This is a genomic window from Gordonia oryzae (assembly GCF_003797185.1).
GTDB classification, from domain to species: Bacteria; Actinomycetota; Actinomycetes; order Mycobacteriales; family Mycobacteriaceae; genus Gordonia; species Gordonia oryzae.
In genome coordinates this window covers 1-23,878 of the sequence record NZ_RKMH01000026.1, presented here as the reverse complement: position 1 = coordinate 23,878, position 23,878 = coordinate 1, and the positions used below count along the sequence as shown (strand labels likewise).

At 66.8% G+C, this 23,878-nt stretch carries 25 protein-coding genes and 1 other annotated feature; of the genes, 5 read left to right on the top strand and 20 right to left on the bottom strand.

The window, feature by feature from the left end; all coding sequences use genetic code 11:
- Positions 1-218 precede the first annotated feature (218 nt).
- From EF294_RS21045 to EF294_RS21020, 6 genes are all read right to left on the bottom strand, one after another.
- A complete protein-coding gene (locus EF294_RS21045; RefSeq protein WP_123933114.1) occupies positions 219-887 on the bottom strand; it encodes a GAP family protein in 669 nt (222 codons plus the stop codon).
- A 28-nt stretch (positions 888-915) separates the two neighbouring features.
- On the bottom strand, positions 916-1,683 hold the full coding sequence (locus EF294_RS21040) for an NRDE family protein (protein ID WP_123933123.1): 768 nt from the start codon (positions 1,681-1,683) through the stop codon (positions 916-918).
- Between the two features lie 121 nt (positions 1,684-1,804).
- Positions 1,805-4,081 carry a polyribonucleotide nucleotidyltransferase gene (locus tag EF294_RS21035; protein WP_123933112.1) on the bottom strand — a complete coding sequence of 759 codons (2,277 nt, stop codon included), beginning with the start codon at positions 4,079-4,081 and terminating at the stop codon, positions 1,805-1,807.
- Positions 4,082-4,544: 463 nt separating this feature from the next.
- Positions 4,545-4,814, bottom strand: coding sequence for a 30S ribosomal protein S15 (rpsO, locus tag EF294_RS21030; protein ID WP_123933110.1), 270 nt, complete (start codon positions 4,812-4,814; stop codon positions 4,545-4,547).
- 191 nt (positions 4,815-5,005) lie between these two features.
- Positions 5,006-5,188: a hypothetical protein gene (locus EF294_RS21025; protein ID WP_123933108.1), complete on the bottom strand. Its 183-nt coding sequence runs from the start codon at positions 5,186-5,188 to the stop codon at positions 5,006-5,008.
- A gap of 155 nt (positions 5,189-5,343) precedes the next feature.
- Entirely contained in the window at positions 5,344-6,324 is a 981-nt protein-coding gene (locus EF294_RS21020) for a bifunctional riboflavin kinase/FAD synthetase (RefSeq protein WP_123933106.1), read from the bottom strand.
- 183 nt (positions 6,325-6,507) lie between these two features.
- Between EF294_RS21020 and EF294_RS21015 the strand changes: the two genes are divergently transcribed.
- Positions 6,508-7,230: a metal-dependent transcriptional regulator gene (locus EF294_RS21015; protein ID WP_123933104.1), complete on the top strand. Its 723-nt coding sequence runs from the start codon at positions 6,508-6,510 to the stop codon at positions 7,228-7,230.
- Between the two features lie 31 nt (positions 7,231-7,261).
- Here the strand turns inward: EF294_RS21015 and truB are convergent, their stop codons facing one another.
- The 3 genes from truB to EF294_RS21000 are packed head-to-tail and all read right to left on the bottom strand — an operon-like array spanning position 7,262 to position 9,839.
- Complete coding sequence (gene truB / locus EF294_RS21010) at positions 7,262-8,179, bottom strand: tRNA pseudouridine(55) synthase TruB (protein ID WP_123933102.1); 918 nt, start codon at positions 8,177-8,179, stop codon at positions 7,262-7,264.
- Positions 8,179-8,844, bottom strand: a complete 666-nt coding sequence (locus EF294_RS21005) for a 4'-phosphopantetheinyl transferase family protein (RefSeq protein ID WP_123933100.1) — start codon at positions 8,842-8,844, stop codon at positions 8,179-8,181. The genes truB and EF294_RS21005 overlap by 1 nt, the downstream gene beginning before the upstream one ends.
- Entirely contained in the window at positions 8,841-9,839 is a 999-nt protein-coding gene (locus EF294_RS21000) for a metallophosphoesterase (RefSeq protein WP_185091195.1), read from the bottom strand. Before EF294_RS21000 ends, EF294_RS21005 begins: the two co-directional genes overlap by 4 nt.
- A gap of 78 nt (positions 9,840-9,917) precedes the next feature.
- Here EF294_RS21000 and EF294_RS20995 point away from each other — a divergent pair, with 78 nt between their 5' ends.
- Positions 9,918-10,799 (top strand): hypothetical protein, encoded by an 882-nt coding sequence (locus EF294_RS20995; RefSeq protein ID WP_123933096.1) that lies wholly within the window; start codon positions 9,918-9,920, stop codon positions 10,797-10,799.
- On the opposite strand, the gene EF294_RS20990 is transcribed toward EF294_RS20995, so the two are convergent.
- From EF294_RS20990 to rimP, 7 genes are all read right to left on the bottom strand, one after another.
- The gene (locus EF294_RS20990) at positions 10,778-12,262 is read right to left on the bottom strand and encodes an MATE family efflux transporter (RefSeq protein WP_425459460.1); all 1,485 of its coding nucleotides are present in this window, start codon (positions 12,260-12,262) and stop codon (positions 10,778-10,780) included. The two genes, EF294_RS20995 and EF294_RS20990, sit on opposite strands and share 22 nt — an antisense overlap.
- Positions 12,259-13,227 (bottom strand): DHH family phosphoesterase, encoded by a 969-nt coding sequence (locus tag EF294_RS20985; RefSeq protein WP_123933094.1) that lies wholly within the window; start codon positions 13,225-13,227, stop codon positions 12,259-12,261. Before EF294_RS20985 ends, EF294_RS20990 begins: the two co-directional genes overlap by 4 nt.
- Positions 13,224-13,712 (bottom strand): 30S ribosome-binding factor RbfA, encoded by a 489-nt coding sequence (rbfA, locus tag EF294_RS20980; RefSeq protein ID WP_123933092.1) that lies wholly within the window; start codon positions 13,710-13,712, stop codon positions 13,224-13,226. The genes EF294_RS20985 and rbfA overlap by 4 nt, the downstream gene beginning before the upstream one ends.
- A 96-nt stretch (positions 13,713-13,808) precedes the next feature.
- Positions 13,809-16,664, bottom strand: coding sequence for a translation initiation factor IF-2 (gene infB, locus EF294_RS20975; RefSeq protein ID WP_123933090.1), 2,856 nt, complete (start codon positions 16,662-16,664; stop codon positions 13,809-13,811).
- 79 nt (positions 16,665-16,743) lie between these two features.
- Entirely contained in the window at positions 16,744-17,145 is a 402-nt protein-coding gene (locus EF294_RS20970) for a YlxR family protein (protein ID WP_123933088.1), read from the bottom strand.
- 27 nt (positions 17,146-17,172) lie between these two features.
- Positions 17,173-18,207 (bottom strand): transcription termination factor NusA, encoded by a 1,035-nt coding sequence (gene nusA / locus EF294_RS20965; RefSeq protein WP_123933086.1) that lies wholly within the window; start codon positions 18,205-18,207, stop codon positions 17,173-17,175.
- A gap of 105 nt (positions 18,208-18,312) precedes the next feature.
- Complete coding sequence (rimP, locus tag EF294_RS20960; RefSeq protein WP_123933084.1) at positions 18,313-18,858, bottom strand: ribosome maturation factor RimP; 546 nt, start codon at positions 18,856-18,858, stop codon at positions 18,313-18,315.
- 158 nt (positions 18,859-19,016) lie between these two features.
- On the opposite strand from rimP, the gene EF294_RS20955 reads away from it, so the two are divergent.
- Positions 19,017-19,568 (top strand): twin-arginine translocation signal domain-containing protein, encoded by a 552-nt coding sequence (locus tag EF294_RS20955; RefSeq protein ID WP_246008010.1) that lies wholly within the window; start codon positions 19,017-19,019, stop codon positions 19,566-19,568.
- Positions 19,565-19,996, top strand: coding sequence for a ferritin-like domain-containing protein (locus EF294_RS20950; RefSeq protein WP_123933082.1), 432 nt, complete (start codon positions 19,565-19,567; stop codon positions 19,994-19,996). Before EF294_RS20955 ends, EF294_RS20950 begins: the two co-directional genes overlap by 4 nt.
- Positions 19,997-20,054: 58 nt before the next feature.
- On the opposite strand, the gene EF294_RS20945 is transcribed toward EF294_RS20950, so the two are convergent.
- Complete coding sequence (locus EF294_RS20945; protein WP_123933118.1) at positions 20,055-21,785, bottom strand: proline--tRNA ligase; 1,731 nt, start codon at positions 21,783-21,785, stop codon at positions 20,055-20,057.
- Between the two features lie 82 nt (positions 21,786-21,867).
- Between EF294_RS20945 and yaaA the strand changes: the two genes are divergently transcribed.
- Positions 21,868-22,608 (top strand): peroxide stress protein YaaA, encoded by a 741-nt coding sequence (gene yaaA, locus EF294_RS20940; RefSeq protein ID WP_123933080.1) that lies wholly within the window; start codon positions 21,868-21,870, stop codon positions 22,606-22,608.
- On the opposite strand, the gene EF294_RS20935 is transcribed toward yaaA, so the two are convergent.
- From EF294_RS20935 to EF294_RS22825, 3 genes are all read right to left on the bottom strand, one after another.
- Positions 22,605-22,886, bottom strand: coding sequence for a hypothetical protein (locus EF294_RS20935; protein ID WP_185091194.1), 282 nt, complete (start codon positions 22,884-22,886; stop codon positions 22,605-22,607). The two genes, yaaA and EF294_RS20935, sit on opposite strands and share 4 nt — an antisense overlap.
- 107 nt (positions 22,887-22,993) lie before the next feature.
- The gene (locus tag EF294_RS20930; RefSeq protein ID WP_123933078.1) at positions 22,994-23,290 is read right to left on the bottom strand and encodes an IS3 family transposase; all 297 of its coding nucleotides are present in this window, start codon (positions 23,288-23,290) and stop codon (positions 22,994-22,996) included.
- Positions 23,204-23,332, bottom strand: a sequence feature (AL1L pseudoknot). Its footprint overlaps the gene before it by 87 nt.
- Positions 23,293-23,505, bottom strand: coding sequence for a transposase (locus EF294_RS22825; protein WP_123933116.1), 213 nt, complete (start codon positions 23,503-23,505; stop codon positions 23,293-23,295). It overlaps the preceding feature by 40 nt.
- Positions 23,506-23,878 lie beyond the last annotated feature (373 nt).

Here is a 23,878-nt window from a genome sequence, read left to right as displayed (position 1 = left end):
CCGCCATCCGCACCAAATCCGCACGCTGAGAATCACTCACCGGCAAAGCCGCCGCTGTCATAACAGGCATACTACAAGATACCAGACTATTTCACAGACAGACCACTAGCCCCGGATGAGGACGAACAGAGGAAGCGGTTGCTCTTCCGCGGCCCCTGCACGGTGTCTCTCGTCACTCACCGCGACGACGATATCCGAAACCAGGGAAACCGGCTGCGTCACAGCGCTTCAAGCCCATTGGTGATCACTACGAAGCCCAGCACGATCAGCACCGTGCCCACGATCAGCGCATTGTGCCGGGTGATCAGCGCGTCGAGTCGCGCCAGTGTCGGTCCGGCGCGCTCGCCGGCGATGCTCGTGGCGATTGTCGGCGCGGCCACCGCGAGACTGCCGACGACGACGAACACGACGATCGCGACTGCCTGAGCCCCGATGTCGGCGGTGGCCTCGGCGATCGCGGCGGCCGCGGACACCATGATGAGCAGGTTCTTCGGGCTGAAGGCCGCCAGACCGAATCCCGATGCGGTGGCCTTCGCGGCACCGATCTCCTCGATCATCGAGTACCACCCCGGGACCTCGCGGTCAGCATCATCGGCCGTCCATGCCTTCTGCCACTTGTGGATTCCCCAGCCCAGCAATGCGAGGCCCGCGACCAGTCCCACGATGCCCATCGCGGGGCCCGAACCGCCGGAGAGCGAGCCGACGTCGACGATCGCGATGAGCACCACGAGTACCGCGGCGAGACCGGTCAGCCAACCGAGCAGAAAGCACCATCCGATCACGCTCGTGCGTTTGATGACCAGCGCCATGCTCACCATCACCAGTGGCAGGGAGGCCATGAGCAGGGCGACGGCGATCGGCAGGACATCCAGGACGGCGTGTGTCACACGAGCAATCTAGCCCGACGGTGGACATTCAGACGCTGATGGCCACGGTGGAGGGACCTTGGTTGGGGGTGTAGCGGCGTTCGGTGATGTCGCCGTGGCCGACGGAGGCGACCCGAACCACCGTGCTGGCCCGGGTGCCGTACTCCCCCATGTCGACGAACATCGCCGACAGTGCGCGCTCGTTGTCGAGCGGAACCCCCGTGTGCGGCAGCGCAGCGTCCTCGGCGACGGTGGTGTCGTGCAGGGCGTCGAGTAATGCTTCGGGGTCGGACGACGACGGGAACGACGACGTCAGCGCGCCGGTCAGCGTTGCGATCCCGGCCGTCACCTTCGGCCACGGCTCGTCGAGTGCCCCGTTGGACAACCCGTGGATTCCCGGCTCCACCCGCACGGCACGGGGTTCGAGATGGTTGGTGGCCCACCACATCTCGGCTCCGTCGTCGACGAGCAGATTCACCGGGGCATAGCGGTCGGCCGTCGCGACAAGGGCTGCCGCGGCGTCGGCGGCACTGTCCGCGCCGGTCACGAAGTCGACGGGCAGTCCACCACGAGATCGCTTATCCGGCTGCGGTTGTGCGATCCCGTCACGCACGTTGGTGACCGCGGCCAACCGGTGCCCGTCGGGAGCGAGGCCGAGCCAGGTACCACCCGCCTCGAGGTCACGTCCACCAATCACCTGCAGATCGTCCCTGCGATGCACCGCGGCGCTGCGCCGACGATGGAACTCGTCACGGTTGGCGGCGAGGACGAGGCGATGAGTCGGGTCTACATCGAGGGCGAACAGGATCAAACACACGACCGCCACGCTACTGACACCCACTCGCAGAGCCTGTGACTGACCTCCACGACACACCAGCACCGACGACACCAGCCCGCCCCCGCCGAGGCAGGAACGGGCCGGTGAGCCGATTCGACGATCAGGCGTCGGCGGTCGCCTCCTCGGCTGGTGCGGCCTTGGCGTCGTCGTCGACGGGGATGAGGCTGATCTTGCCACGCTCGTCGATATCGGCGATCTCCACCTGCAACTTGGAGCCGACGTTCACCACGTCCTCGACCTTGTTGATGCGCTTGCCCTTACCGAGCTTGGAGATGTGCACGAGACCGTCGCGGCCGGGCAGCAGCGACACGAAAGCGCCGAACGCGGTGGTCTTGACCACGGTGCCCAGGAACCGCTCGCCCACCTTGGGCAGCTGCGGATTGGCGATCGCGTTGACGCGGTCGATCGCAGCCTGCGCCGACTCGCCGTCGGATGCGCCGATGAACACGGTGCCATCGTCCTCGATAGAGATGTTGGCGCCGGTCTCCTCGGTGATGGTGTTGATCGTCTTGCCCTTGGGGCCGATCAGTTCACCGATCTTGTCCATCGGGATCTTGATGGTGGTGATCCGCGGCGCGTACGGGCTCATCTCGTCGGGCTCGTCGATCGCCTCGGCCATCACATCGAGGATGGTCAACCGGGCGTCTTTGGCCTGGGTCAACGCACCGGCGAGAACCTGGCTGGGGATGCCGTCGAGCTTGGTGTCGAGCTGCAGCGCGGTCACGAAGTCCTTGGTGCCCGCGACCTTGAAGTCCATGTCGCCGAAGGCATCCTCGGCGCCGAGGATATCGGTCAGTGCGACATACCGGGTTTCACCGTCGATGGTGTCGGACACCAGTCCCATGGCGATGCCGGCGACCGGGGCGCGCAGCGGCACACCGGCATTGAGCAACGACATGGTGGAGGCGCACACCGAGCCCATCGAGGTCGAGCCGTTGGAGCTCAACGCCTCGGAGACCTGGCGGATCGCATAGGGGAATTCCTCGACGCTCGGGATCACCGGCGCCAGCGCACGTTCGGCGAGCGCTCCGTGGCCGATCTCGCGACGCTTCGGTGACCCGACGCGACCGGTCTCTCCGGTCGAGTATGGCGGGAAGTTGTAGTGGTGCATGTAGCGCTTGGAGGTCTCGGGGGTCAGCGAGTCGATCTGCTGGGCCATCTTGACCATGTCAAGGGTGGTGACGCCCAGGATCTGGGTCTCGCCGCGCTCGAACAGGGCGCTGCCGTGGGCCCGCGGGATCACCGCGACCTCGGCCGAGAGCGAGCGAATATCGGTGATACCGCGTCCGTCGATACGGAAATGATCGGTCAGGATGCGCTGACGCACAAGCTTTTTGGTCACCGACCGGAAAGCCGCGCCGATCTCCTTCTCCCGACCCTCGAACTGCTCGGCGAGCTGGGTGAGGATCTGTTCCTTGAGCTCGTCGGTCTTGTCGTCGCGCTCCTGCTTTCCGGCGATCGAGAGGACCGCGGCGAGCTTTTCGCTCGCGGCGGCCGACACGGCGTCGAAGACGTCGGACTCGTACGGCGGGAAGAGCGGGAACTGGCCGGTCTCCTTGGCGGCGGCCGCCGCGAGGGACTTCTGCGCCTCACAGAGGCGAGCGATGAACGGCTTGGCGGCCTCGAGCCCCTCGGCGACGATCGCCTCGGTCGGCGCCTGTGCGCCACCGGCGATGATCTCGATGACGTTCTCGGTGGCCTCGGCCTCGACCATCATGATCGCAACGTCGGCGGAATCGCCCTCGCCGGAAACAATGCGACCGGCGACGACCATGTCGAACACCGCGCCTTCGAGCTGCTCGGCGGTCGGGAACGCGACCCACTGGCCCGCCTTGTTCTGCTCGGTGGGCACGAGGGCGACGCGCACGCCACCGACAGGACCGGAGAAGGGCAGCCCAGCGAGCTGGGTGGAGGCCGACGCGGCGTTGATCGCGACGACGTCATAGAGGTCCTTGGGATCGAGCGAGAGCACGGTCACCACGACCTGGATCTCGTTACGCAGACCGTCGACGAAAGACGGGCGCAGCGGACGATCGATCAGTCGGCAGGTCAAGATCGCATCGGTGGACGGACGGCCCTCGCGGCGGAAGAACGAGCCGGGAATCCGCCCGGCGGCGTACATCCGCTCCTCCACGTCGACGGTCAGCGGGAAGAAGTCGAAGTGCTCTTTGGGGTGCTTGGACGCCGCGGTGGTCGACAGGAGCATGGTCTCGTCGTCGAGGTATGCGGTCACCGAGCCGGCGGCCTGCGGGGCGAGTCGTCCGGTCTCGAAGCGGATGGTGCGGGTACCGAAACTGCCGTTGTCGATGACGGCGGTGGCCTCGGTGATGGTTTCGTCGTAGTCGGCGAAATCCTCGGTGGTGGTCACATCGGACATATGGGGTGTTGATCCCTTCGTTGCGGCCGCATCCGGCGGCCGTGTGTGGCCGCGACTTCCGGCGGCCTTTTCTATGCGGATAGGGGCTGCCCGCGGCGCGACGACACGGCGATCAAGCTCGGCTGCACGTGTCTGTGTCCGCGTGGGCGGCAAGCCCGGAACACGCGTGGGTGAGATCGTCGGCGGGAGATGATCGGCGCGCTCGCATGCGCACCCGTTAGTGCTCAGACGGCCTTCGATCGAAGCGGCCGGAACCTCGTGTTCCGGCGGCCACTACCGAGGACCGATCTTCACTCGTCATCACTTCCGTGGACTCGCACGTCACGGCCGCGTTCCGAGGCCACTCTATCATTGACATGACAAAGTCTATGGACACGACGAGCGTTGACACGACGAGAACCGGCCAACCCCAACGAGGGTGACCGGTTCTCGTGATGTCTGATGACCTCGATGCGACTGTGGGTCAGCGACGCAGCCCGAGGCGCTCGATGAGCGAGCGGTAGCGCTCGATATCGACCTTGGCGACATACTTCAGTAGACGACGACGACGACCGACCAGCAATAGCAGCCCACGGCGGCTATGGTGGTCGTGCTTGTGCTCCTTGAGATGCTCGGTGAGATCGGTGATGCGCTTGGTCAGCAGCGCCACCTGGGCCTCGGGGGAGCCGGTATCGGTCTCGTGCAGGCCATACTCGGTGAGGATGGTCTTCTTCTCGGCAGCGGTCAGCGCCATGGAATTTCTCCGTTTCTCAGTGCCGCGTCGGTATCTCGGTGCTCGCCTCGGGCCCACCCAGGGCTTATCGTGACGGCGGCGGCGCGCCACCGCGGACTGCAGCAACGCCGAGCGTCCAATCTACCAGCGGCCAGAGAGCCGCCCCAAATCGAGATGGCAGGCGCGCGCCCGCGCCCATCACCGGACCGTCGCTATCGACGATGGACCACGTCGAACGCGGCTTTGAGCACGGCACTCGCCGTGGCGGCCGTAATGGTGTCGCCGGTCAGCGACACTGCCAACACCCCACCTTCGACCGGAACCGCCGCGAAAGCCATCGATACCCCGCTGTCGGCGGTGGCCTTCGCCCCGGGCAGCCCATCGACAGGCGACACAGCCCCACCGAGCGGCAGACATGGACAGGTACTGCTCCACCGGATCCGCCGAGGCGATCACCGAGACATAGCGATTGACGGGCTTGACGCTCGCACCGATAGCGCACCGACCGCTGCCCTGGCGACGACGGTCAGGTCGATCTCAGCGGTCCGACTCAGTCGATGAGACGTTGCGCGTCGGCAGCCAGCAGCATGCGCGTCGTCTCCACGTCGTCGGCCATCGCCGCGAGCAGTCCGTCGATGCTGTCGAAATGCTCCATCGGGCGGATGCGGCTGACGAAGTCGACAGCGACGTGCTGGCCGTAGAGATCGGCGGTGGTGTCGAGGACGAATGCCTCGACGGTGCGAGTGCGCCCGGAGAAGGTGGGGTTGGTGCCCACCGACACCGCGGCCTCGTACCGCTCGCCGGGAATCACCTGGCCGACCACCGGACCGGCCCCGAGCACGGTGAACCACGCGGCATACACCCCGTCAGCAGGGATCGCCGCATGCATCGGTGGTGCGACATTGGCTGTGGGATAACCCAATTCACGCCCTCGCCCGTCGCCGCGGACAACAACTCCCTCCACTCGGTGCGGGCGGCCGAGCGCCTCCGTCGCCCGCTCGACGTCCCCGGCGGCCACACACGACCGGATGTAGGTAGAGGAGTAGGTGACGGCGTGTTCGCCGAACAGTGACACCGCCTGCACCTCGAACCCGAACTTGGCGCCGAGTTCGGCGAGTTTCGCGACGTCGCCGGCGGCTTTCTTGCCGAACGTGAAGTTGGCTCCGACGACGACGTCGGCGGCGTGCAGGCGTTCCACGAGCACGTCGTGAGCGAAGTCCTTCGGAGTCCGCGCGGCGAGTTCGGGAGTGAAGGGCATCACACAGAACACGTCGATGCCCAGCTGTTCGGCGAGTTCGGCCCGCCGCGTTAGGGTGGTCAGTTGCGGCGGATGGGCGCCCGCACGCACGACCTCGGCGGGATGCGGGTCGAACGTCATCAGCACCGCCGGTACGCCACGTTCGCGGGCGGCCTTCGTCGCGGCGCCGATCAACTCGGCGTGGCCGCGATGAACACCGTCGAAGACACCGATCGTGACCACACACCGACCCCAATCCGCGGGGACGTCCTCCAGACCTCTCCAACGCAACACGCCGACAACACTACGGCCACCCGCCGCGCCGTACCAGCACCGCCCGGACCGTGTGAACATCCGGTGACCGCTGGCCGCGAGCACCGTGAACCTCGGGTGTCGCCGCCGGACTTCGCCCTGCCGCCCGAACCGGCGGCAGCGGTTCTTCGCTTCCAGGGGGGATCGACACTTAAGCTGAGCACCATGCCCAACAGAGGACTGTCCACCGCCGCCGGGGACAGCGAATCGCCGCCTGCGGTGACCACGCTGTCGTCCGTGACCCAGGACTATCTGAAGGTCATCTGGACCTCGCAGGAGTGGGCCGATGTGAAGGTCACCACCAAACTGCTCGCCGACAAGATAGGAGTGTCGGCCTCCACCGCCTCGGAATCGATCCGCAAGCTCGCCGATCAGGGTCTGGTCTCCCACGAGCGATACGGGGCGGTCACTCTCACCGATGAGGGCCGCACCGCGGCGATCCTGATGGTGCGCCGACACCGACTTCTCGAAACGTTCCTGGTGCGCGAACTCGGCTATGGATGGGACGAGGTGCACGACGAGGCCGAGGTCCTCGAACACGCTGTGTCCGATCGCCTGATGGCGCGCCTGGACGCCAAACTCGGTCACCCGAGCCGGGATCCGCACGGCGACCCCATCCCTTCGGTCGACGGTGCGGTACCCACCCCAGACGCCGATTCGCTCGCCGACCTCGACGTCGGCGAATCCGGAACCGTGGCGCGGATCTCCGATACCGATCCGGAGATGTTGCGCTACTTCGATCAGATGGGTGTCGCACTCGACTGCACGGTGACGGTTGTCGAGAAGCGGCCGTTCGCCGGCACTATTGCGATCAGCGTCAACGACGGAACGCCGATCGACCTCGGCGACATCGCCGCACGCGCGATCTTCCTGGTGACCACGAGCTGAGTTCCGGCACGGCCGAACCCCCGATGTCGTTTCAGCGCAACGTCGCCGGTCGTACCACCATCACCGAACTGGCACGTCTGCCCTTCTCCTCGATCAGTGCGATGGCCCGCCCATGCGGATCGACGCCGACATGAATTCCCTTGAGACCCAATGGAATAAGCCACCGACCCTGACTGATCGACTCGGCTTCGTCGTCGTCGATGTCGCGACGTGGGAACGACAGCAGCGCCGCCTGGTCGATCGTCAGTGACAACTCGGGAGTCTCGGCGAGGACGTCAAGGGTTCGGGCGTGGTCCAGGGTGAACGGCCCCACCGCGGTGCGCCGCAGGGCGGTCAGGTGGCCCCCGGAGCCGAGAGCATCGCCGAGATCGCGCGCCAGGGAGCGGATGTAGGTGCCGGCCGAACAGTCGACCTCGACGTCGAGATCGAGGAAGCCGCCTACGCCGCCGTCATCGTCGGGCCGCCGGATCGCCCCGATCTCGAATCGTGAGACGGTCACCGGACGTGCCGCGAGATCGAACTCGGCGCCGGTGCGGGCCAACGCATGTGCGCGTCGCCCGTCGACCTTGATCGCGCTGACCTTGGCCGGGACCTGGGAGATGTCGCCGGTGAGATCGGCGACCGCACGGGCGATCTCGTCATCGCCGATCTCCGAGACCGCCCCGCGACTGATGATCTGGCCCTCGCGGTCATCGGTGTCGGTGGCCGCCCCCAGACGGATCGTCGCCGTGTACGACTTGGTGGTCAGCGACAGCAGACCCAGAAGCTTGGTGGCGCGTTCCACACCGACGACGAGGACGCCGGTCGCCATCGGGTCCAGTGTGCCTGCATGTCCGACCCGACGTGTGTTGAAGATCTTGCGGCATCGCGAGACCACGTCGTGACTGGTGATGCCGGCCTCCTTGTCGACGATGACCAGTCCGGCGTTCTCGATGGAGGCGTCGGCCATCAGAGCACCGCGATCACGGTGACGATGAGTCCGCGATCGATCATCCACCGGCCGTGGAACTCCGAGACCGGACTCCCCCCGTCGACGGTCCGGCCGTCGATCAGGATGCGGGAGGTGAAGGTGCCGGTCGGGACGTCGGCACCGGGGTCCTGCTCGACGGTGATGTGCGCATCCTCGAAACCCAGCCACCGTTGGGTCAGCGGGAACCACGCCTTGTATGTTGCCTCCTTGGCGCAGAACAACAATCGATCCCAGTGCAGCGTGTCGGGACGATCGGCGAGTACCTGACGTTCCGCGGGGAGACTGGTGTGGTCGAGGACGCCGTCGGGCAACGCGTCGTGCGGTTCGGCATCGATGCCCAGTGAGCGCACCGCCATCGCGTAGGCAACCGTCGCCGCCCGGTACCCGTCGCAGTGGGTGAGGCTACCGACCACCTGCTCGGGCCACAGCGGCATTCCGCGTTCGCCACGCATGATCGCGACCGGCTCGATACCGAGCTGCCCCAACGCCTGACGAGCGCAGTGGCGTGCGGTGGTGAATTCGCGTCGGCGCTTCTCCACGGCCCGCGAGATCAGTGACTCCTCCCCCGGCAGCGGGGTGAGATCCGGTGGGTCACCGAAGGATTCCGCCGAGGCCACCCCGCTGGGCAACAACTTCTCGATCACGGTTGGTCCCTCCGGGTGTCGTTCGTCGATCGTTCGGCACGACGGGCTGCCTGTTCGGCGCGACGCTGTTCGAGTCGCCGGGCGAAATCCGCGGCGCGACGCTCGTAGTCGGGTGGCAGCTCGAATCGCGCGCCGTGCGGCGGCAGATCCTCCTCGCGCAGACCGGGATCCGGTGCGATCTGACGCAGCAACGGTTCGGGCAGCCCGCGGCGTTTCCATTCGCGCGGGTAGCCGACCGACACCTCTTCGAACCGCACGAGGTCGTAGAAGGTGGTCCGCGGGATGTGCAGGTGCCCGTACACGCAACAGGCGGCGTTGAACCGGGTGTGCCAGTCGGCGGTCTCGGTGGTTCCGCACCACAGCGCGAACTCCGGATACATCAGGGTGTCGGTCGGTTCCCGCCGCAACGGCCAATGATTGATCAGGATCGTCTGCTCGGTCGGGTCGAGCGCCTCCAGACGTGCCCGGGTGGCCGCCACGCGGGCACGCCCCCACGCGTCGCGGGTCGGGAAAGGCTCCGGGGACAGCAAGAATTCGTCCGTGGCGACCACATTGCGTTCCCGTGCCAGTGCCAATGCCGCCAAGGCGGTCGAGGTGCCCTCGGGCCGAAAGGTGTAGTCGTAGAGCAGGAACATGGGGACCACCCGTACCGGTGTCGAGCCGTCACCGGGATCGAACAACGGATAGATGTCCTCGGGCGTCACGATCCCCATGTCCCGGCACGCTTGCACGAGGTAGTCGTAGCGGGCCACCCCGAACACCTGCAGCGGGTCCTTGGCCGTCGTGTAGAGCTCGTGATTGCCCGGTACCCACACGACGGTGCGGAAGCGAGCGCGCAGCCGGCGCAGGGTCTCGACGATGTCATCGGTGCGTTCGGAGACATCACCGGCCACGATCAACCAGTCGTCCGACGTCGTCGGCCGGATCTGGTCGAGGATGTGCTCGTTGCCCCGATGTGCGACGTGCAGATCGCTGATCGCCCAGAGAGTAGCCACGAGCATCCATCGTGCCATGCGCTGTCATGTCCGTGCCCTTGCCTGAGGATGTCGCGGCGACGTGCCATGATGCCGACTATGAATTATCCCTACCCTCCCGCGGTCCCGACGGCAGGTGTGTCAAGCCGCGGTTCGCGGATGCCCGGCGGGCGCGGCCCGTGGTGGTCGCGGGTGCTGGTCAGTGCGGCGATCACCGTCCTTCTGTGGGGGCTCTCGCTAGTGATCCTCATCGTCACCGACCGCAATTTCATCGGTCCTTGGACGGACTTCATCGCGTGGACAGTGATCTACCTTCTCTTCGTCGTCATACTCGTGCTCTGGGGACGGACCGTCGTAAGCGGCATACTCGGCGCCGTGTTCGCCTTCGTCCTGCTGGCCATCAGTCAAGCACCGACCGCACCGCCCTACGACTTCTGGATCGAAACGCACCACGAGTGGTACAGGGTGATGCCGAACATCCTCGCCGCAACGTTCTTGATCGGCACCATCGGTGGATGGAGTCTCGCCCGCCGATCCACGCCGTATGCGTGGATCGGTGTGATCCCCATGGTCGCGGTCGTGGGCATCGGGACATGGGTGCTCAACAATCACATGCCGTCCTTGGCATTCTCCTGGTTCGACGACCACGACCACTTTCCGACGTGGTGGTGGTTTGCCAACGTGTCGATCAAGGCAGCGTTCGTCATCGCGGGGGTCCTCGTTGTGTGGGCGTGCGACGCCATCGGCCTCGCCGTCCGACGGAACCGGCCGACCCCGCCCTCCGCGGGCCCGGCCGCCACGTGGGGAGCCCCGGACGTCCAAGCACCGTGGCCCCCCTCGTCAGCGGCCACATCCGGGCAGCCGTCGTGGCCTGCCGGGCAGCAGCCTGTATGGCCCTCTCAGCCACCGCCGGCCTGGCCCACCCCGCCACCGCAGGCGTGGCCAGGTCAGCCGCCCACTCAGCCGCCGCCCGGCACCTGATCGGCCCGGCTACCCGCCGACGTCGTCGCGCCCACGCGATACCAACGTCCCGAGGCAATACGCAGGCACACCGCGATCAGCCGGGCGATCATGAAGACCACCAGTCCAGTCCACACGCCGGCGAGTCCCCAGTCGAAGATCAACGACATCCAGATCAGCGGGAGGAAGCCGACAAGTGCGGCGACGAGGGTTGCCGTGCGCAAGAAGGCGGCGTCGCCGCTGCCGAGCAGCACGCCGTCGAGGGCGAACACCACGCCGGCGATCGGCAGCATCGCCACGAAAAACCACCAGGGCACCCCGATCGCGTCGAGAACCGCCGAGTCAGAGGTGAACACCTTGGGCAACGACGTCGCGCCCGCCGCGAACACCGCGGCCATCACCGCGGCAGCGATCACCGAGATCAGGGTCACGCGCCAGGCGACCGAGCGCGCAATGATCACCGATCCCGCACCCAGGGCTGCCCCGACGAGGGCCTGCGCGGCGATAGCCACCGAATCGAGGAACAGCGACACGAATTCCCAGAGCTGAAGCACCAATTGGTGTGCGGCCACCTGCGCGACTCCGAATCGGGCGGCCACCGCCGCCGCGGAGAGGAAACAGATCTGAAACGACAGACTGCGCACGATGAGGTCGCGGGCCATCACCAGTTGCGCTGCGATCACCGGGCGGTTCGGTGCGAAGTCCTCGAGCACACTGCCCCACTCCTCGGCAGCCGAAGACCGCGCGCTCACCAGTTGCTCCCGCACCACCCGCACGGCGAACAGCAGCCCGGTGAGCGATTGTCCGATCACATTGGCGACAGCGCTGCCGACGATGCCGAGCCGCGGGAAGACCCACAGCCCATGTACGAGACCGACGACGAGCACCGCCGAGATCGCCAGCCCGACAACCACATAGATGACGGGTCGACGTGTCTCCTGAACCCCGCGCATCCAGCCGTTGCCGGCCATCGACAACAGGATGAGGGGCACACCGAACACCGCGACCCGCACCCACTGCGTCGCCTCGGTGGCCACGACCGCTGAGGCGTCGCCCACCAGCGCCGACATCACGTACGGCGCGACCGGCCAGGCGACGGCGATGATCACCAGTCCCACGGCCAGCGCTATCCAACTCGCCTGTACACCTTCGGTAATCGCGCCCGGCCGATCACCGGCACCGTACCTGCGCGCCGAGCGAGCGGTGGTGCCGTAGGACAAGAACGTCAGTTGGGTGCTGATGATCGACAGCATCAGGGTCGCCACCGCGAGCGCGGCCAGCTCGTCGCCGCCCAGCCGACCGACCACTGCGAGATCCAACAGCAGATACAGCGGTGGTGCGATCAGTACCGCGAGAGCCGAGATGGTCAGGATGCCGATCCGACGCACGCCGGCATCGAGCCCGCCGACGTCCGGTTCTGAATCCTCAACGCGTGACACCTTGAGGTCTGGGCCCTCGGGGCCGGGGGGGTTGGGTGCGGTCACAGGGATTGCCGGAGGCGACCGATCACCTCGTCGGCCGTGCCCGTGTCGCTGTAGCCCGACGCGTGGCGATGTCCGCCGCCGCCATGTGTACGGGCGATGGGAACCAGGTCGACGCTGCTCGTGGAACGCAACGATACCGTCCACTTGCCGGCGTCGATTTCCTTGAACACCGCGGCGACCTCGGCTTCGGCGGTGGTCCGGACGATGTCGATGACGCTCTCCGATTCTTCCCAGCTCATTCCGGCCAGAGCCCGACGGCTCACCACGGCGTACACCAGTCCCTCACCGCCACAGGCAGTTCGGTCGAGCGTCGCGGTGGCAAGAATCTCCGAGACCATGCCCAGCCAGCCGTATGGATGCGTGTCGAGCAGCCGGCGACTCCAGGTCCGGGAGTCCACACCGGCGTCGACGAGCCGGGCAGCCACCCGGAACGACTCCGGCCGTGCCCAGCGGAACGAGCCGGTATCGGTGATCAAACCGGCATAGAGGCAGGTCGCGACGTCCTCGTCGAGGTCGACACCGAGGTCGTCGAGCACGCGCAGGACGAGCACTGCGGTGCAGTCGGCGTGCGGGTCTACGAAGTCGAGGTCGCCGAAACCGGTGTTCGACGCGTGGTGATCGATCACGATCGTGGTCTCGGCGTCGGTGAAGTGTGACTCGAGTCCACCGAGCCGCGGGCGGCTCGCGGCGTCCACCGACACCACCAGCCGACTGCCTCGCAGGGCCGCCGGGTCGACGAGCAACTTGTGCCCGGGCAGATCGGCGAACGCCGCCGGGAGCGACTCCGGGCCGGGATGGGCGACTTCTACGTCCACGCCGAGCCGATCGAGAGCCAATCCGAGCGCCAACCCGCTGCCGATCGTATCGGCGTCAGGTCGGACGTGACACAGGATGGTCACCGAGCCCTTGTCGTCGGCGACCCGTCGGATGGTCTGCGCGATCGCCGCACTCGAGGCCGCGGTCACGCCTGATCGCCGTCCTCATCACCACGGTCGGGGTCGCCATCATCGGGATCACCGTGACCGGGCGCACGGTACGGGTCGGCCTCACCGGCCGGTCTGGCCTCGGCCGCACGCCGCGCGACGAGTTCATCACTCGCTCGCGCTCGTGCCACCAACTCCTCCATGTGCCGCGCGGCGTCGGGGACGGTGTCGAGGACGAAGGTAAGTGTCGGGGTGAAACGCACCCCGGTGCCCGCTCCGACCTTGGACCGCAGGATTCCGGTGGCCTTCGCCAGACCGGCCGCGGCGGCATCGTAGTCCGGCTCGGTGTCCAGGGTCTCTCCCATCACCGTGTAGAAGACCGTCGCGTCATGCAGGTCGCCGGTGACGCGCGCGTCGGTGATCGTCACATGGGCCAGCCGTGGGTCCTTGATGTCGTGGGCGATCGCAGAGGCGACGATCGACGAGATGCGCTTGGCCAGCCGTTGTGCTCGTGCCGGATCGGCCATGATAGTCCTTCCCGATGGAATCGAAAGGCACTCCCCTCCCGCGCGGTACCTGCGCGGCACACTCGCGGAAGGGGAGCCACTCGAGAGTGGTACGCGTCAGTCGCGCGGCTTCTCCTGCAACTCGTAGGACTCGATGACGTCATCGACCTTGATGTCGCTGTACGTCAGGGTAAGACCGCATTCGTAGCCTTCGCGTACCTCGGTGGCATCGTCCTTCTCCCGCTTGAGCGAGGCGATGGTGAGGTTCTCCGCGACGACCACGTTGTCACGCAGCAGACGTGCCTTGGCGTTGCGCCGCACAATCCCCGACTGCACCAGACAGCCGGCGATGTTGCCGACCTTCGACGACTTGAAGATCGCGCGGATCTCGGCGCGGCCGAGTTCCACCTCTTCGTAGATCGGCTTGAGCATGCCCTTGAGCGCGCTCTCGATCTCGTCGATCGCCTGGTAGATCACCGAGTAATACCGGATGTCGACACCCTCGCGGTTGGCCAGCTCGGTCGCCTTGCCCTCCGCTCGGACATTAAATCCGATGATGATCGCGTCCGAGGCCGCCGCCAGGTTCACGTTGGTCTCGGTGACACCACCGACACCGCGGTCGATGACCCGCAACGAGACCTCGTCGCCCATGTCGATACCGAGCAGTGCCTCTTCGAGGGCCTCGACGGTACCGGAGTTGTCACCCTTGAGGATCAGATTGAGCTGGCTGGTTTCCTTCAGCGCCGAATCCAGGTCTTCCAGGCTGATCCGCTTACGGCTCCGTGCGGCCAGCGCGTTGCGCTTGCGCGCATTACGGCGGTCGGCGATCTGACGCGCGATGCGGTCTTCTTCGACGACGAGCAGGTTGTCGCCGGCACCGGGCACCGAGGTGAAGCCGATGACCTGCACCGGCCGCGACGGCAGCGCCGCCTCGATGTCGTCGCCGTGCTCATCGACCATGCGACGCACACGACCGTAGGCGTCACCGGCAACGATGGAATCGCCGACCTGCAGCGTGCCGCGCTGAATCAGCACGGTCGCCACGGGTCCACGTCCGCGGTCGAGATGGGCCTCGATGGCCACACCCTGGGCGTCCATGTCGGGGTTGGCCCGCAGGTCGAGGGACGCGTCCGCGGTCAACAGCACCGCTTCGAGCAGTTCGTCGATGTTGGTGCCCTGCTTGGCCGAGATGTCGACGAACATCGCCTCGCCGCCATACTCCTCGGGGATCAGACCGTACTCGGTGAGCTGACCCCGGATCTTTTGCGGGTCGGCACCTTCTTTGTCGATCTTGTTGACCGCCACCACAATCGGCACGTCGGCCGCCTGCGCGTGGTTGATGGCCTCCACCGTCTGCGGCATGACGCCGTCGTCGGCGGCGACCACCAGGATCGCAATGTCGGTGGCCTTGGCGCCGCGGGCACGCATGGCGGTGAACGCCTCGTGACCCGGGGTGTCGATGAAGGTGATCAGGCGGTCGTCACCGTTGAGATGGGTGTTCACCTGGTAGGCGCCGATGTGCTGGGTGATGCCGCCGGCCTCGCCCTCGCGAACGCTGGCGTTACGGATCGTGTCGAGCAGTCGGGTCTTACCGTGATCGACGTGGCCCATGACGGTCACCACCGGCGGACGCTGCTCGAGATCATCCTCATCGCCCTCATCCTCGCCGTAGCTGAGGTCGAAGCTTTCGAGGAGTTCGCGATCCTCGTCCTCAGGGCTGACCACCTGGACGGTGTAGTTCATCTCCGAGCCGAGCAGCTCGAGCGTCTCGTCGTTGACCGACTCGGTCGCGGTGACCATCTCGCCGAGGTTGAACAGCGCCTGGACCAGCGATGCCGGGTTGGCGTCGATCTTGTCAGCGAAGTCCGACAACGACGCGCCGCGGGCGAGCCGGATGGTCTCACCGTTGCCGCGCGGCAGCCGGACGCCACCGACGGCAGGCGCCTGCATGGAGTCGTATTCCTGACGCTTCTGCCGTTTCGACTTGCGGCCCTTACGCGGTGCGCCGCCCGGACGGCCGAACGCACCCGCGGCACCGCCGCGGCCACGACCGCCGCCACCGGGACGGCCGCGGAAACCGCCACCACCTGCCGGTGCACCACCGGGAGCGCCGGCACCACCGCCGCGGTATCCACCGCCGCCGCCACCCCGGCTCCCGCCGGGACCGCCACTACGACCCCCCGGACGGGCGTCGGGACGGGCGGCGCGACTGGGCATCGCACCCGGATTCGGGCGCGGGGGCATATTGCCCGGGCTCGGACGGGGTCCACCCTGACCGGGAGCCGGCCGCGCACCACCCTGACCGGGTCGGCCGCCCTGGGCACCGGGGCGACCACCACCGGGGCGGGGTCCGCCCTGGCCCGGGCCGGGACGACCGGCCGGAGGTCGAGGTGCAGGCGGGGGCGCCGACGAGTACGGGTTGTTGCCGACTCGCGGTGCACGCGGACCCGGCTTTGGGCCACCGGGACGCGGTCCCGGTGTCGCGCCGCCCGGCTTCTGGGCCGGTGCGGGCTGCTGTGCGGGCGCGGAACGCTGGGCAGCAGCAGGCGCCGGAGCTGCCGGCTTCGGGGCAGCGGGCGTCGCCGGCGCCGGCGCGGCGGCGGGCGGCGGAGCTGTCGCGGCCGAAGATGCCGATGCCGGGGATGCTACCGGCCGCGGGGCCGGACGGGGATGCTCGGAGCGGGGCGAGGCCTTCTGCTCGGCTGCCGGTGTCGGCTTGGTACCGCCGGGCTTGGGGCCCGGACGCGGACCCGCGCCGGGCTTGGGGGCGGAACCGCTGGTGCCGGATTGTGGCGCCGACGAACCGCCGTCTTTGTTCGGGAATGATTCACGGAGTCGACGGGCCACCGGGGCCTCGACGGTCGACGACGCGGATTTGACGAACTCGCCCTGTTCCTTGAGACGCTCGAGCACCTGTTTGCTCGTGACGCCCAGTTCTTTGGCCAGTTCGTGCACGCGGGCCTTGCCTGCCACTGCTCTCCTCACTTGGAGGCCGAGCGGGCTACCCGCTACGGCCTCGGATTACGTCCGATACGTGCTCATCGTGGTGACTTCACGGTGTGCTCATGTCTTCTGCTACCTGTTCCGGCCCGGTATCGGGCCTGCTGTCGTCCGTGGTCGGTGATGGTGCACCTGCACCGATCACCTCTGCACCGAACACTTCTACGAGGTCGTCGGGGTTCACGACGAGACGCGACGCCCTCAGCGCCGGCGCGAAGGCTCGCCGCCGCACCGCGGCGGACACACAGTCCTCCCGCGGGTGCAGCCACGCACCCCGTCCCGGCATGGTCTTCGCGAGATCGACGACGATCGTGGGTCCGTCGGCACCCTCTCGGGCGACGACGCGGACCAGTGCGGTGATGTCGGTACGGGACCGGCATCCGATGCACATCCGAATCGGACGACCCCGACGGCCATCGTCGGGTGACGAGGTCGACGGCTTTCGCTGAACCATCGCTCAGTCTAGCGCTAGTCGCCGCGACTAGGACAATCGGCTGCTGCCGGGCGTGCCCGGTCCTGCCGCTCGCGCGTTGTCGGCGTCGGATCGGATGTCGATACGCCAGCCGGTCAGCCGTGCCGCGAGCCGGGCGTTCTGTCCTTCTTTGCCGATGGCCAGTGACAACTGGTAATCCGGCACCACGACCCGTGCCGCCTTCGCGGCGAGATCGACGACCTCGACGGACACGACCTTCGCCGGCGACAACGCATTCCCGACGAAGACCGCCGGGTCGGTGTCGAAGTCGATGATGTCGATCTTCTCCCCTGCGAGTTCACTCATCACGTTGCGGACCCGCTGACCCATCGGCCCGATACACGCACCCTTGGCATTGAGACCGCTGACACCGGTGTGCACAGCGATCTTCGACCGGTGTCCGGCCTCTCGGGCCACCGCCACGATCTCCACCGATCCATCCTCGATCTCCGGGACCTCCAGCGAGAACAGCTTGCGCACGAGATTGGGATGCGTGCGCGACAGGGTGATCTGCGGTCCACGCTGTCCACGGCTCACACCAACTACGTAACACTTGATGCGGTCGCCGTGCGTGTAGGTCTCGCCGGGCACCTGCTCTGCCGACGGGATGATGCCCTCGGTGGCATTGGCCTCGTTACCGATCCGCACCACGACCAAGCCGCGGGCATTCGCACGGGAGTCCTGCTGCACGACGCCACCGACGATCTCACCCTCATGGGCGACGAGATCACCGAAACTCTTCTCGTTCTCCGCGTCACGCAGCCGTTGCAGGATCACCTGGCGGGCGGTGGTCGCCGCGATACGCCCGAACCCCTCCGGGGTGTCGTCGTATTCGTGGGCGACCTCACCGTGCTCGTCGAGTTCCTGTGCCATCACCCGGACCGCACCGGTCTTGCGGTTGACGTCGATCCGCGCGTGGGGGGCGAACCCGTCGGTGTGGCGGTAGGCGGTCAACAGTGCCGTCTCGATCGCGGTAATCACTGTGTCGATCGAAATGCCCTTGTCGGACTCGATCATGCGCAGGGCGTTGATGTCGATGTTCATTGCTCGTGGACTCCTATTCACTTGTCGGCGTATTCACTTGTCGCAAACTTGTTCTCGATGGCCGGACTTGCACGTATCGGCGAATCTCACCATCATGCGCATCTCTCACAATTCCGCAGTTCCGGGGTCGCGACGGCGCGCGATCTCCGCGTCGTCGAGGCCGCACCGGGTCAGTTCGGCGACGCTCGGACGGGAGAAGTCGACCTCGACGACGGCCCGCTCGACGGCGTCGAGCCGGACGGACTCCACGGCGATCCGTCCGCGGTGATTGACGACGATCGCGACGGTCTCGTCGCCGAGCGCGCCGATACGACCGGCGATCAACGCGCCGTCAACGCCTCTGATCGTGACCTTGCGGCCACGCGCACGACGCCAGTGCCGCGGCAGGGTGAGCGGCCGGTCCACGCCGGGCGAGGTGACCTCAAGCGTGTACGGGGCGTCGGAGAGATCGTCGTGGGTGTCGAGCGCGTCGGAGATATCACGGCTCAACTCACCGAGCAGGTCGAGGTCGGTGCCGGCGTCGGAGTCCACAATCACTCGGATCTCGTCGGTGTCGGCGGAGGTTGAGATGATTACGTCCTCGAGGTCGAGTCCGCGATCGGTGACGAACTCACCGACGAGTTGGCGGACCCTCGTCCGGTCGATGGTCACCCTGGTCTCCCTCGTCTTCAATTGTCCGGTTCACTCGTCGCGCTCAGCTCGTACGGCTTCGTCGGCGCTCATCCATCGTAGAGGACGCCTCCGGCCCCGACGAAGTGCGCGCGGACAGGCGTGCCGCGGTCACGGTGCCGCCGGGCCTGACTGGCATCATGTGTCGGGTGAGTCTCCCGCACCCCGGTGAACCGACCGGCCGGTCCGCCGGCATATCCCGTCGAACTCTGCTGCGAGGCAGCGCCGTCGCCGGCATCGGGATGGTCACGGTCACCGTGACCGCGGGGTGCGATCGCGGACCGGATCCCGCCGAGACCACCGCGCAGGCACTACTGCCACTCGTACGCGCGGCGCTGGCCGACGCGGCCGCGGCGCGGGCCCTCGCCCCGCAGATGACCGAATATTCGGCGGCCCTCGGCGTGATCGCCGAGCAGCGGGCGCAACACGCCCAGGCGTTACGCGAGGAGATCACCCGTCTCGATCAGAGCCTCATCGGCCAGATCGAACCGTCGGGTACCGCCACCTCGAGCACCGCGCCGCCCGGGACGCCCACCCAGGCGGCGAACTCGCTGGAAGGGCTGCGCTCGTCACTGAAGTCCTCTGCGAAGGCGGCGCGAGCGGCGGCGATCGATTTGTCGGGGTATTCGGCTGGTCTAGCGGGGTCCATCAGCGCCTCGACCATAACCCTCGCGGAGGTTCAGCTGGCATGAGTCCCACCACTGACTCCCTCACCGATGCCGCGGACGCAGAGAACGCGGCGATCTTCACCTACGGCGTGCTCACCGCATTCGTCTCGGCGACCCGTCGCTCCACGGTCGACGACAACCTCGCCGCGCACCGCGCCGCCCGCGATGCCGTCAACGACGCGATCACCAAAGCCGGTGGTACGCCACCGGAAACGGCGGCGGGTTACACCTTGCCGCTGACGGTGAACGATCCGGTGAGTGCGGCCAAGGCGGCGCTGGCCGCCGAGGTCGACTGCACCGTCGCCTATCGCTCGGTGCTCGAGAAGGCCGATTCCGGTTCTGCCCGGACCCTCGGTGTCGACCAGCTCACCGGGTCGGCGTTACGCGCCGCCGAGTGGCGAATCACCTTGGGCCACAAGCCCACCACCGTGACCTTCCCCGGTCAGCGCTGACCCGCGTCCCATACGAACTCACCCACCGCACGCGCGCGGCCGGTCCGCCCCGGCGCTCTCAGCCGCGGACGGTGGCGGTGATGGCGTCGGCCGCGTCGGCCACCGCCACCTCGACGGACTCCCCGGAGAAGCGGTCGCGCACCTCGACGACTCCGTTGGCGTACCCACGTCCGACGACGACAACCGTTGGCATCCCCAACAATTCGGCGTCCTTGAACTTGACCCCCGGAGAGGCCTTGCGATCGTCGAGCAGCACTTCGAGGCCCGCGGCGTCGAGTTCGGCGGCCAGTGCCTGTGCACCGTCGATCGCCGCCTGATCCTTGTTCGCGATCACCAGGTGCACATCGAACGGTGTGACCGCCCGCGGCCACCGCAGTCCCTTGTCGTCATGCCATTGCTCGGCGAGCACCGCGACGAGCCGTGACACGCCGACACCGTAGGACCCCATCGTCAGGCGCACGGGCTTGCCGTTTTCGCCTAGGACGTCGACTTCGAAGGCGTTGGTGTACTTCCGGCCGAGCTGGAAGATGTGGCCGATCTCAATACCTTTGGCACTGACTAACTCGCCCTTGCCATCCGGCGACGGATCACCGTCACGCACCTCGGCGGCCTCGACGGTTCCGTCCGGCGTGAAGTCTCGACCGGCCACCAAGCCCACCACATGGTGGTTCGGCTCGTCGGCTCCGGTGATCCACGACGACCCGTCACCGATGCGCGGATCGACGAGAAAGCGAACCCCATTGGCCGCCAGGCCCTTCGGCCCGATGTAACCCTTGGTGAGGAACGGGTTGGCAGCGAAGTCGGCATCGGTGAGCAACTCGACCTCGGCGGGCTCCAGCGAGGCCTCAAGTCGCTTGACGTCGACCTCCCGATCCCCGGGAACCCCCACACCGAGGAGTTCCCAGTCGCCACCAGGTGCGCGGACCTTGACCATCACGTTCTTCAGGGTGTCCGCGGCGGTGAAGGTGCCCTCGAGAGTGGCGTTGGCCCAGGCCACCAGGGTGTCGATAGTCGGGGTATCGGGCGTGCGGTACACCTTGGCCGGTGGGAGTCCGTCGAACGGGATGGGTTGCGCCGCAGGAGTGATGACCGCCTCAACGTTAGCGGCGTAACCCGATTCCAGGCATCGGACGAAGGTGTCCTCACCGACCTCACTCTCGGCGAGGAACTCCTCAGACGCGCTGCCGCCCATAGCGCCGGAGGTGGCGGCGACGATCACATAGCGCACCCCGAGACGCGCAAAGATCTTCTGATATGCCTCACGGTGGGCGTGATAGCTGGTTGTGAGCCCGTCGTCGTCGAGGTCGAACGAGTAGGAGTCCTTCATCACGAACTCCCGGCCGCGGAGAATTCCGGCACGCGGCCGCTCCTCGTCGCGGTATTTGGTCTGGATCTGATAGAGGATGACCGGCAGATCCTTGTAGGAGGAGTACTCCCCCTTGACCAGCTGAGCGAAGAGCTCCTCGTGGGTCGGACCGAGTAGCATGTCGGCACCTTTGCGGTCTTTGAGGCGGAACAGCGCGTCTCCGTACTCGGTCCAGCGGCCGGTCTCCTCGTAGGGATCACGCGGCAAGAGCGCTGGTAGCAGAATCTCCTGCGCACCGATGTTGCTCATTTCGTCGCGCACCACTCGCTCGACGGCTTTGAGCACGCGCAGTCCCAGCGGCAGCCAGCTGTATACGCCGGGTGCTGCGCGCCGCACGTACCCGGCTCGAACCAGCAACTTGTGGCTGGGAACCTCCGCGTCAGCCGGGTCGTCGCGCAGCGTCCGCAGGAACAGATTCGACATGCGAGTAATCACGGGGAAAAGTCTAGTCTGGCCCGCGACCCGGTTACCCCCGCCCGTCCGGCACGGTCGATACAGTGTTGCGGTGCTTGTCCTCCTGCCGCCCTCCGAGACGAAATCCGATGGTGGCGACGGTCCACCGCTGAGCCTCGACGCCCTATGGCTCACCGAGCTCACCACCATCCGCAAGCGCCTTGCGGACAACCTCGTCGAACTGTCCGCCGACCTCGACGCGAGCCGCGGCGCCCTCGGCCTGGGTAAGACCCAGCTCGCCGAGGTCGACCGCAATGCCGACCTGTGGCACTCGCCGACGCGCCCGGCCATCGAGCGCTACACCGGCGTCCTCTACGACGCACTCGATCACCGTGGGCTGACGCGCGCGGGCAAGGCCAAGGCCGCCGACCGCCTCGCGATCGGTTCGGCACTGTTCGGCGTCGTGCGCTCAACCGATCCGATCCCGGCCTACCGACTTTCCGGGGGCTCGAAGCTCCCCGGGCTCCCGACACTGGCCTCGGTGTGGAGACCGGAGCTCTCCCGCGCCCTCAACTCCGTCGACGACCTCGTCGTCGACCTGCGATCGGGGATCTATCAGCAACTCGGCCCAGTGTCCGGAGCGATCACTGCGACGGTGATGACCGAGGCCACCGATGGGAGCCGAAAGGTGGTGAGCCACTTCAATAAACACTACAAAGGCCTGATCGCCCGCGAATTGGTGCGCACTCGTCGCACAGTTTGTGACGTCAATGCGCTGGCGGCAGTCCTAGCCGACGCGGGGCAGCGTGTGGAGATCGCGAGTGCCGACGAGATCGTGGTGGTCACGCCCTAGTGGTCCGGGGGTGAATGTCGTTTACGTTTGATTTTGTCGAGAATTTCGTTCGCGGGTTTGGTCCAGACGAAAGGCTCGCAGCGAGTGTTCCAGTTCGTGACGAACCGCCGGATGGCGGTGACGAGAGCGGTGACGCTGGTGAAGGTGCCGCGGTGAATCGCCTGACGCTCGATGATGGAGAACCAGGACCCGACCATGTTCATCCAGGATCCGGAGGTAGGCGTGAAATACACTGTGATGCGCGGGTTCTGGGCCAGCCAGTGTGTCACCTCGGCCACAAGGTATTCGGTGCTTTTGCGGTGGACTGCCGTTTGACCCGATCAGCCGGCTGGGGCGGCTCGGCTCCCTGACTGCGAGTGGTGTTACGTGCCTTCAACCGCGGTATTCATTGCAGTCCAACGGTTGTCAGCAATCTCTCGACGGTGCAGCGGGCCACGGCGATATCGGTTCTGCGGAGTTCGGCATGGACCTTGCGGGCACCGTAGACCCCGAGATTGTCGGCATGCACGGTGCGGATCTCACCAAGCATCTCGCGGTCACGAACTGCTCGTGGCGCCTCGACTCGCCGAGAGCTCAGATGGGCTTGTACCGTGGTCGGAGCGATCTGGGCGGCCGTGTCGCGCAGGGCCGCGCAGATCGGATCGACTCCGTGTTCGTCACGGTCGGTCGCGACGAACTCCACGATCAACGCTGTGGGCGGTCGATCTCCGCCGCGAAAAGAGCCGATGCCTGCGTCAAGATCGTGTTCGCTCGCCGCGGCTCACGATTCTCCCGTTCCAGCTGCGCGATGGGTTCTGCGTCGCTGGTTGTGGTGTCCGGACGCACGCCACCATCGATCTCGGCCTGCTTGACCCACGTCCGAGGCGCTTCAGGATGCACGCCGAGTTGCTCGCCGATCCGTTTGAGCGCTCCCGGCCGCGTAGCCGGAGGCTTCCACCGCCATCCCCGTTGCCCGCTCCATCAGCTCAACGCTGTACTTCCGAGGTGCTGCCACGCTCTCCATCCTTCACAGGTTCGAGAGCCTCCGACAAACCAGGGGCTGTTCACCGAACTCACCCGCGGCGGCGCCTGCCCCGAGCTGCCCTGGCAATAATCCACCCACATCAACGTCAGGAGATCCCCCATTACAGGCTCTTCGAAGTCGAGCGGGCGTTGCCTGGTCAGAGCCTCGGCGTGTCGATGACGTGAAACGCCCCTGGTCTCCGGAAATCTGGATGTTGCGAAGCACTCAGATTCTCGTGAAGGAGTACCAGGGGCGTGGTCGAGCCTA

Excerpts from the sequence above, each read along its gene's own strand:
- EF294_RS21035 (WP_123933112.1), bottom strand. The coding sequence starts at position 4,081 with ATGTCCGATGTGACCACCACCGAGGATTTCGCCGACTACGACGAAACC.
- rpsO (WP_123933110.1), bottom strand. The coding sequence starts at position 4,814 with ATGGCGCTGACCGCTGCCGAGAAGAAGACCATCCTCACCGAGTATGGC.
- EF294_RS21015 (WP_123933104.1), top strand. The coding sequence starts at position 6,508 with ATGCCCAACAGAGGACTGTCCACCGCCGCCGGGGACAGCGAATCGCCG.
- truB (WP_123933102.1), bottom strand. The coding sequence starts at position 8,179 with ATGGCCGACGCCTCCATCGAGAACGCCGGACTGGTCATCGTCGACAAG.
- EF294_RS20995 (WP_123933096.1), top strand. The coding sequence starts at position 9,918 with ATGAATTATCCCTACCCTCCCGCGGTCCCGACGGCAGGTGTGTCAAGC.
- rbfA (WP_123933092.1), bottom strand. The coding sequence starts at position 13,712 with ATGGCCGATCCGGCACGAGCACAACGGCTGGCCAAGCGCATCTCGTCG.
- EF294_RS20970 (WP_123933088.1), bottom strand. The coding sequence starts at position 17,145 with ATGGTTCAGCGAAAGCCGTCGACCTCGTCACCCGACGATGGCCGTCGG.
- nusA (WP_123933086.1), bottom strand. The coding sequence starts at position 18,207 with ATGAACATCGACATCAACGCCCTGCGCATGATCGAGTCCGACAAGGGC.
- EF294_RS20955 (WP_246008010.1), top strand. The coding sequence starts at position 19,017 with ATGTGTCGGGTGAGTCTCCCGCACCCCGGTGAACCGACCGGCCGGTCC.
- EF294_RS20950 (WP_123933082.1), top strand. The coding sequence starts at position 19,565 with ATGAGTCCCACCACTGACTCCCTCACCGATGCCGCGGACGCAGAGAAC.
- EF294_RS20945 (WP_123933118.1), bottom strand. The coding sequence starts at position 21,785 with ATGTCGAATCTGTTCCTGCGGACGCTGCGCGACGACCCGGCTGACGCG.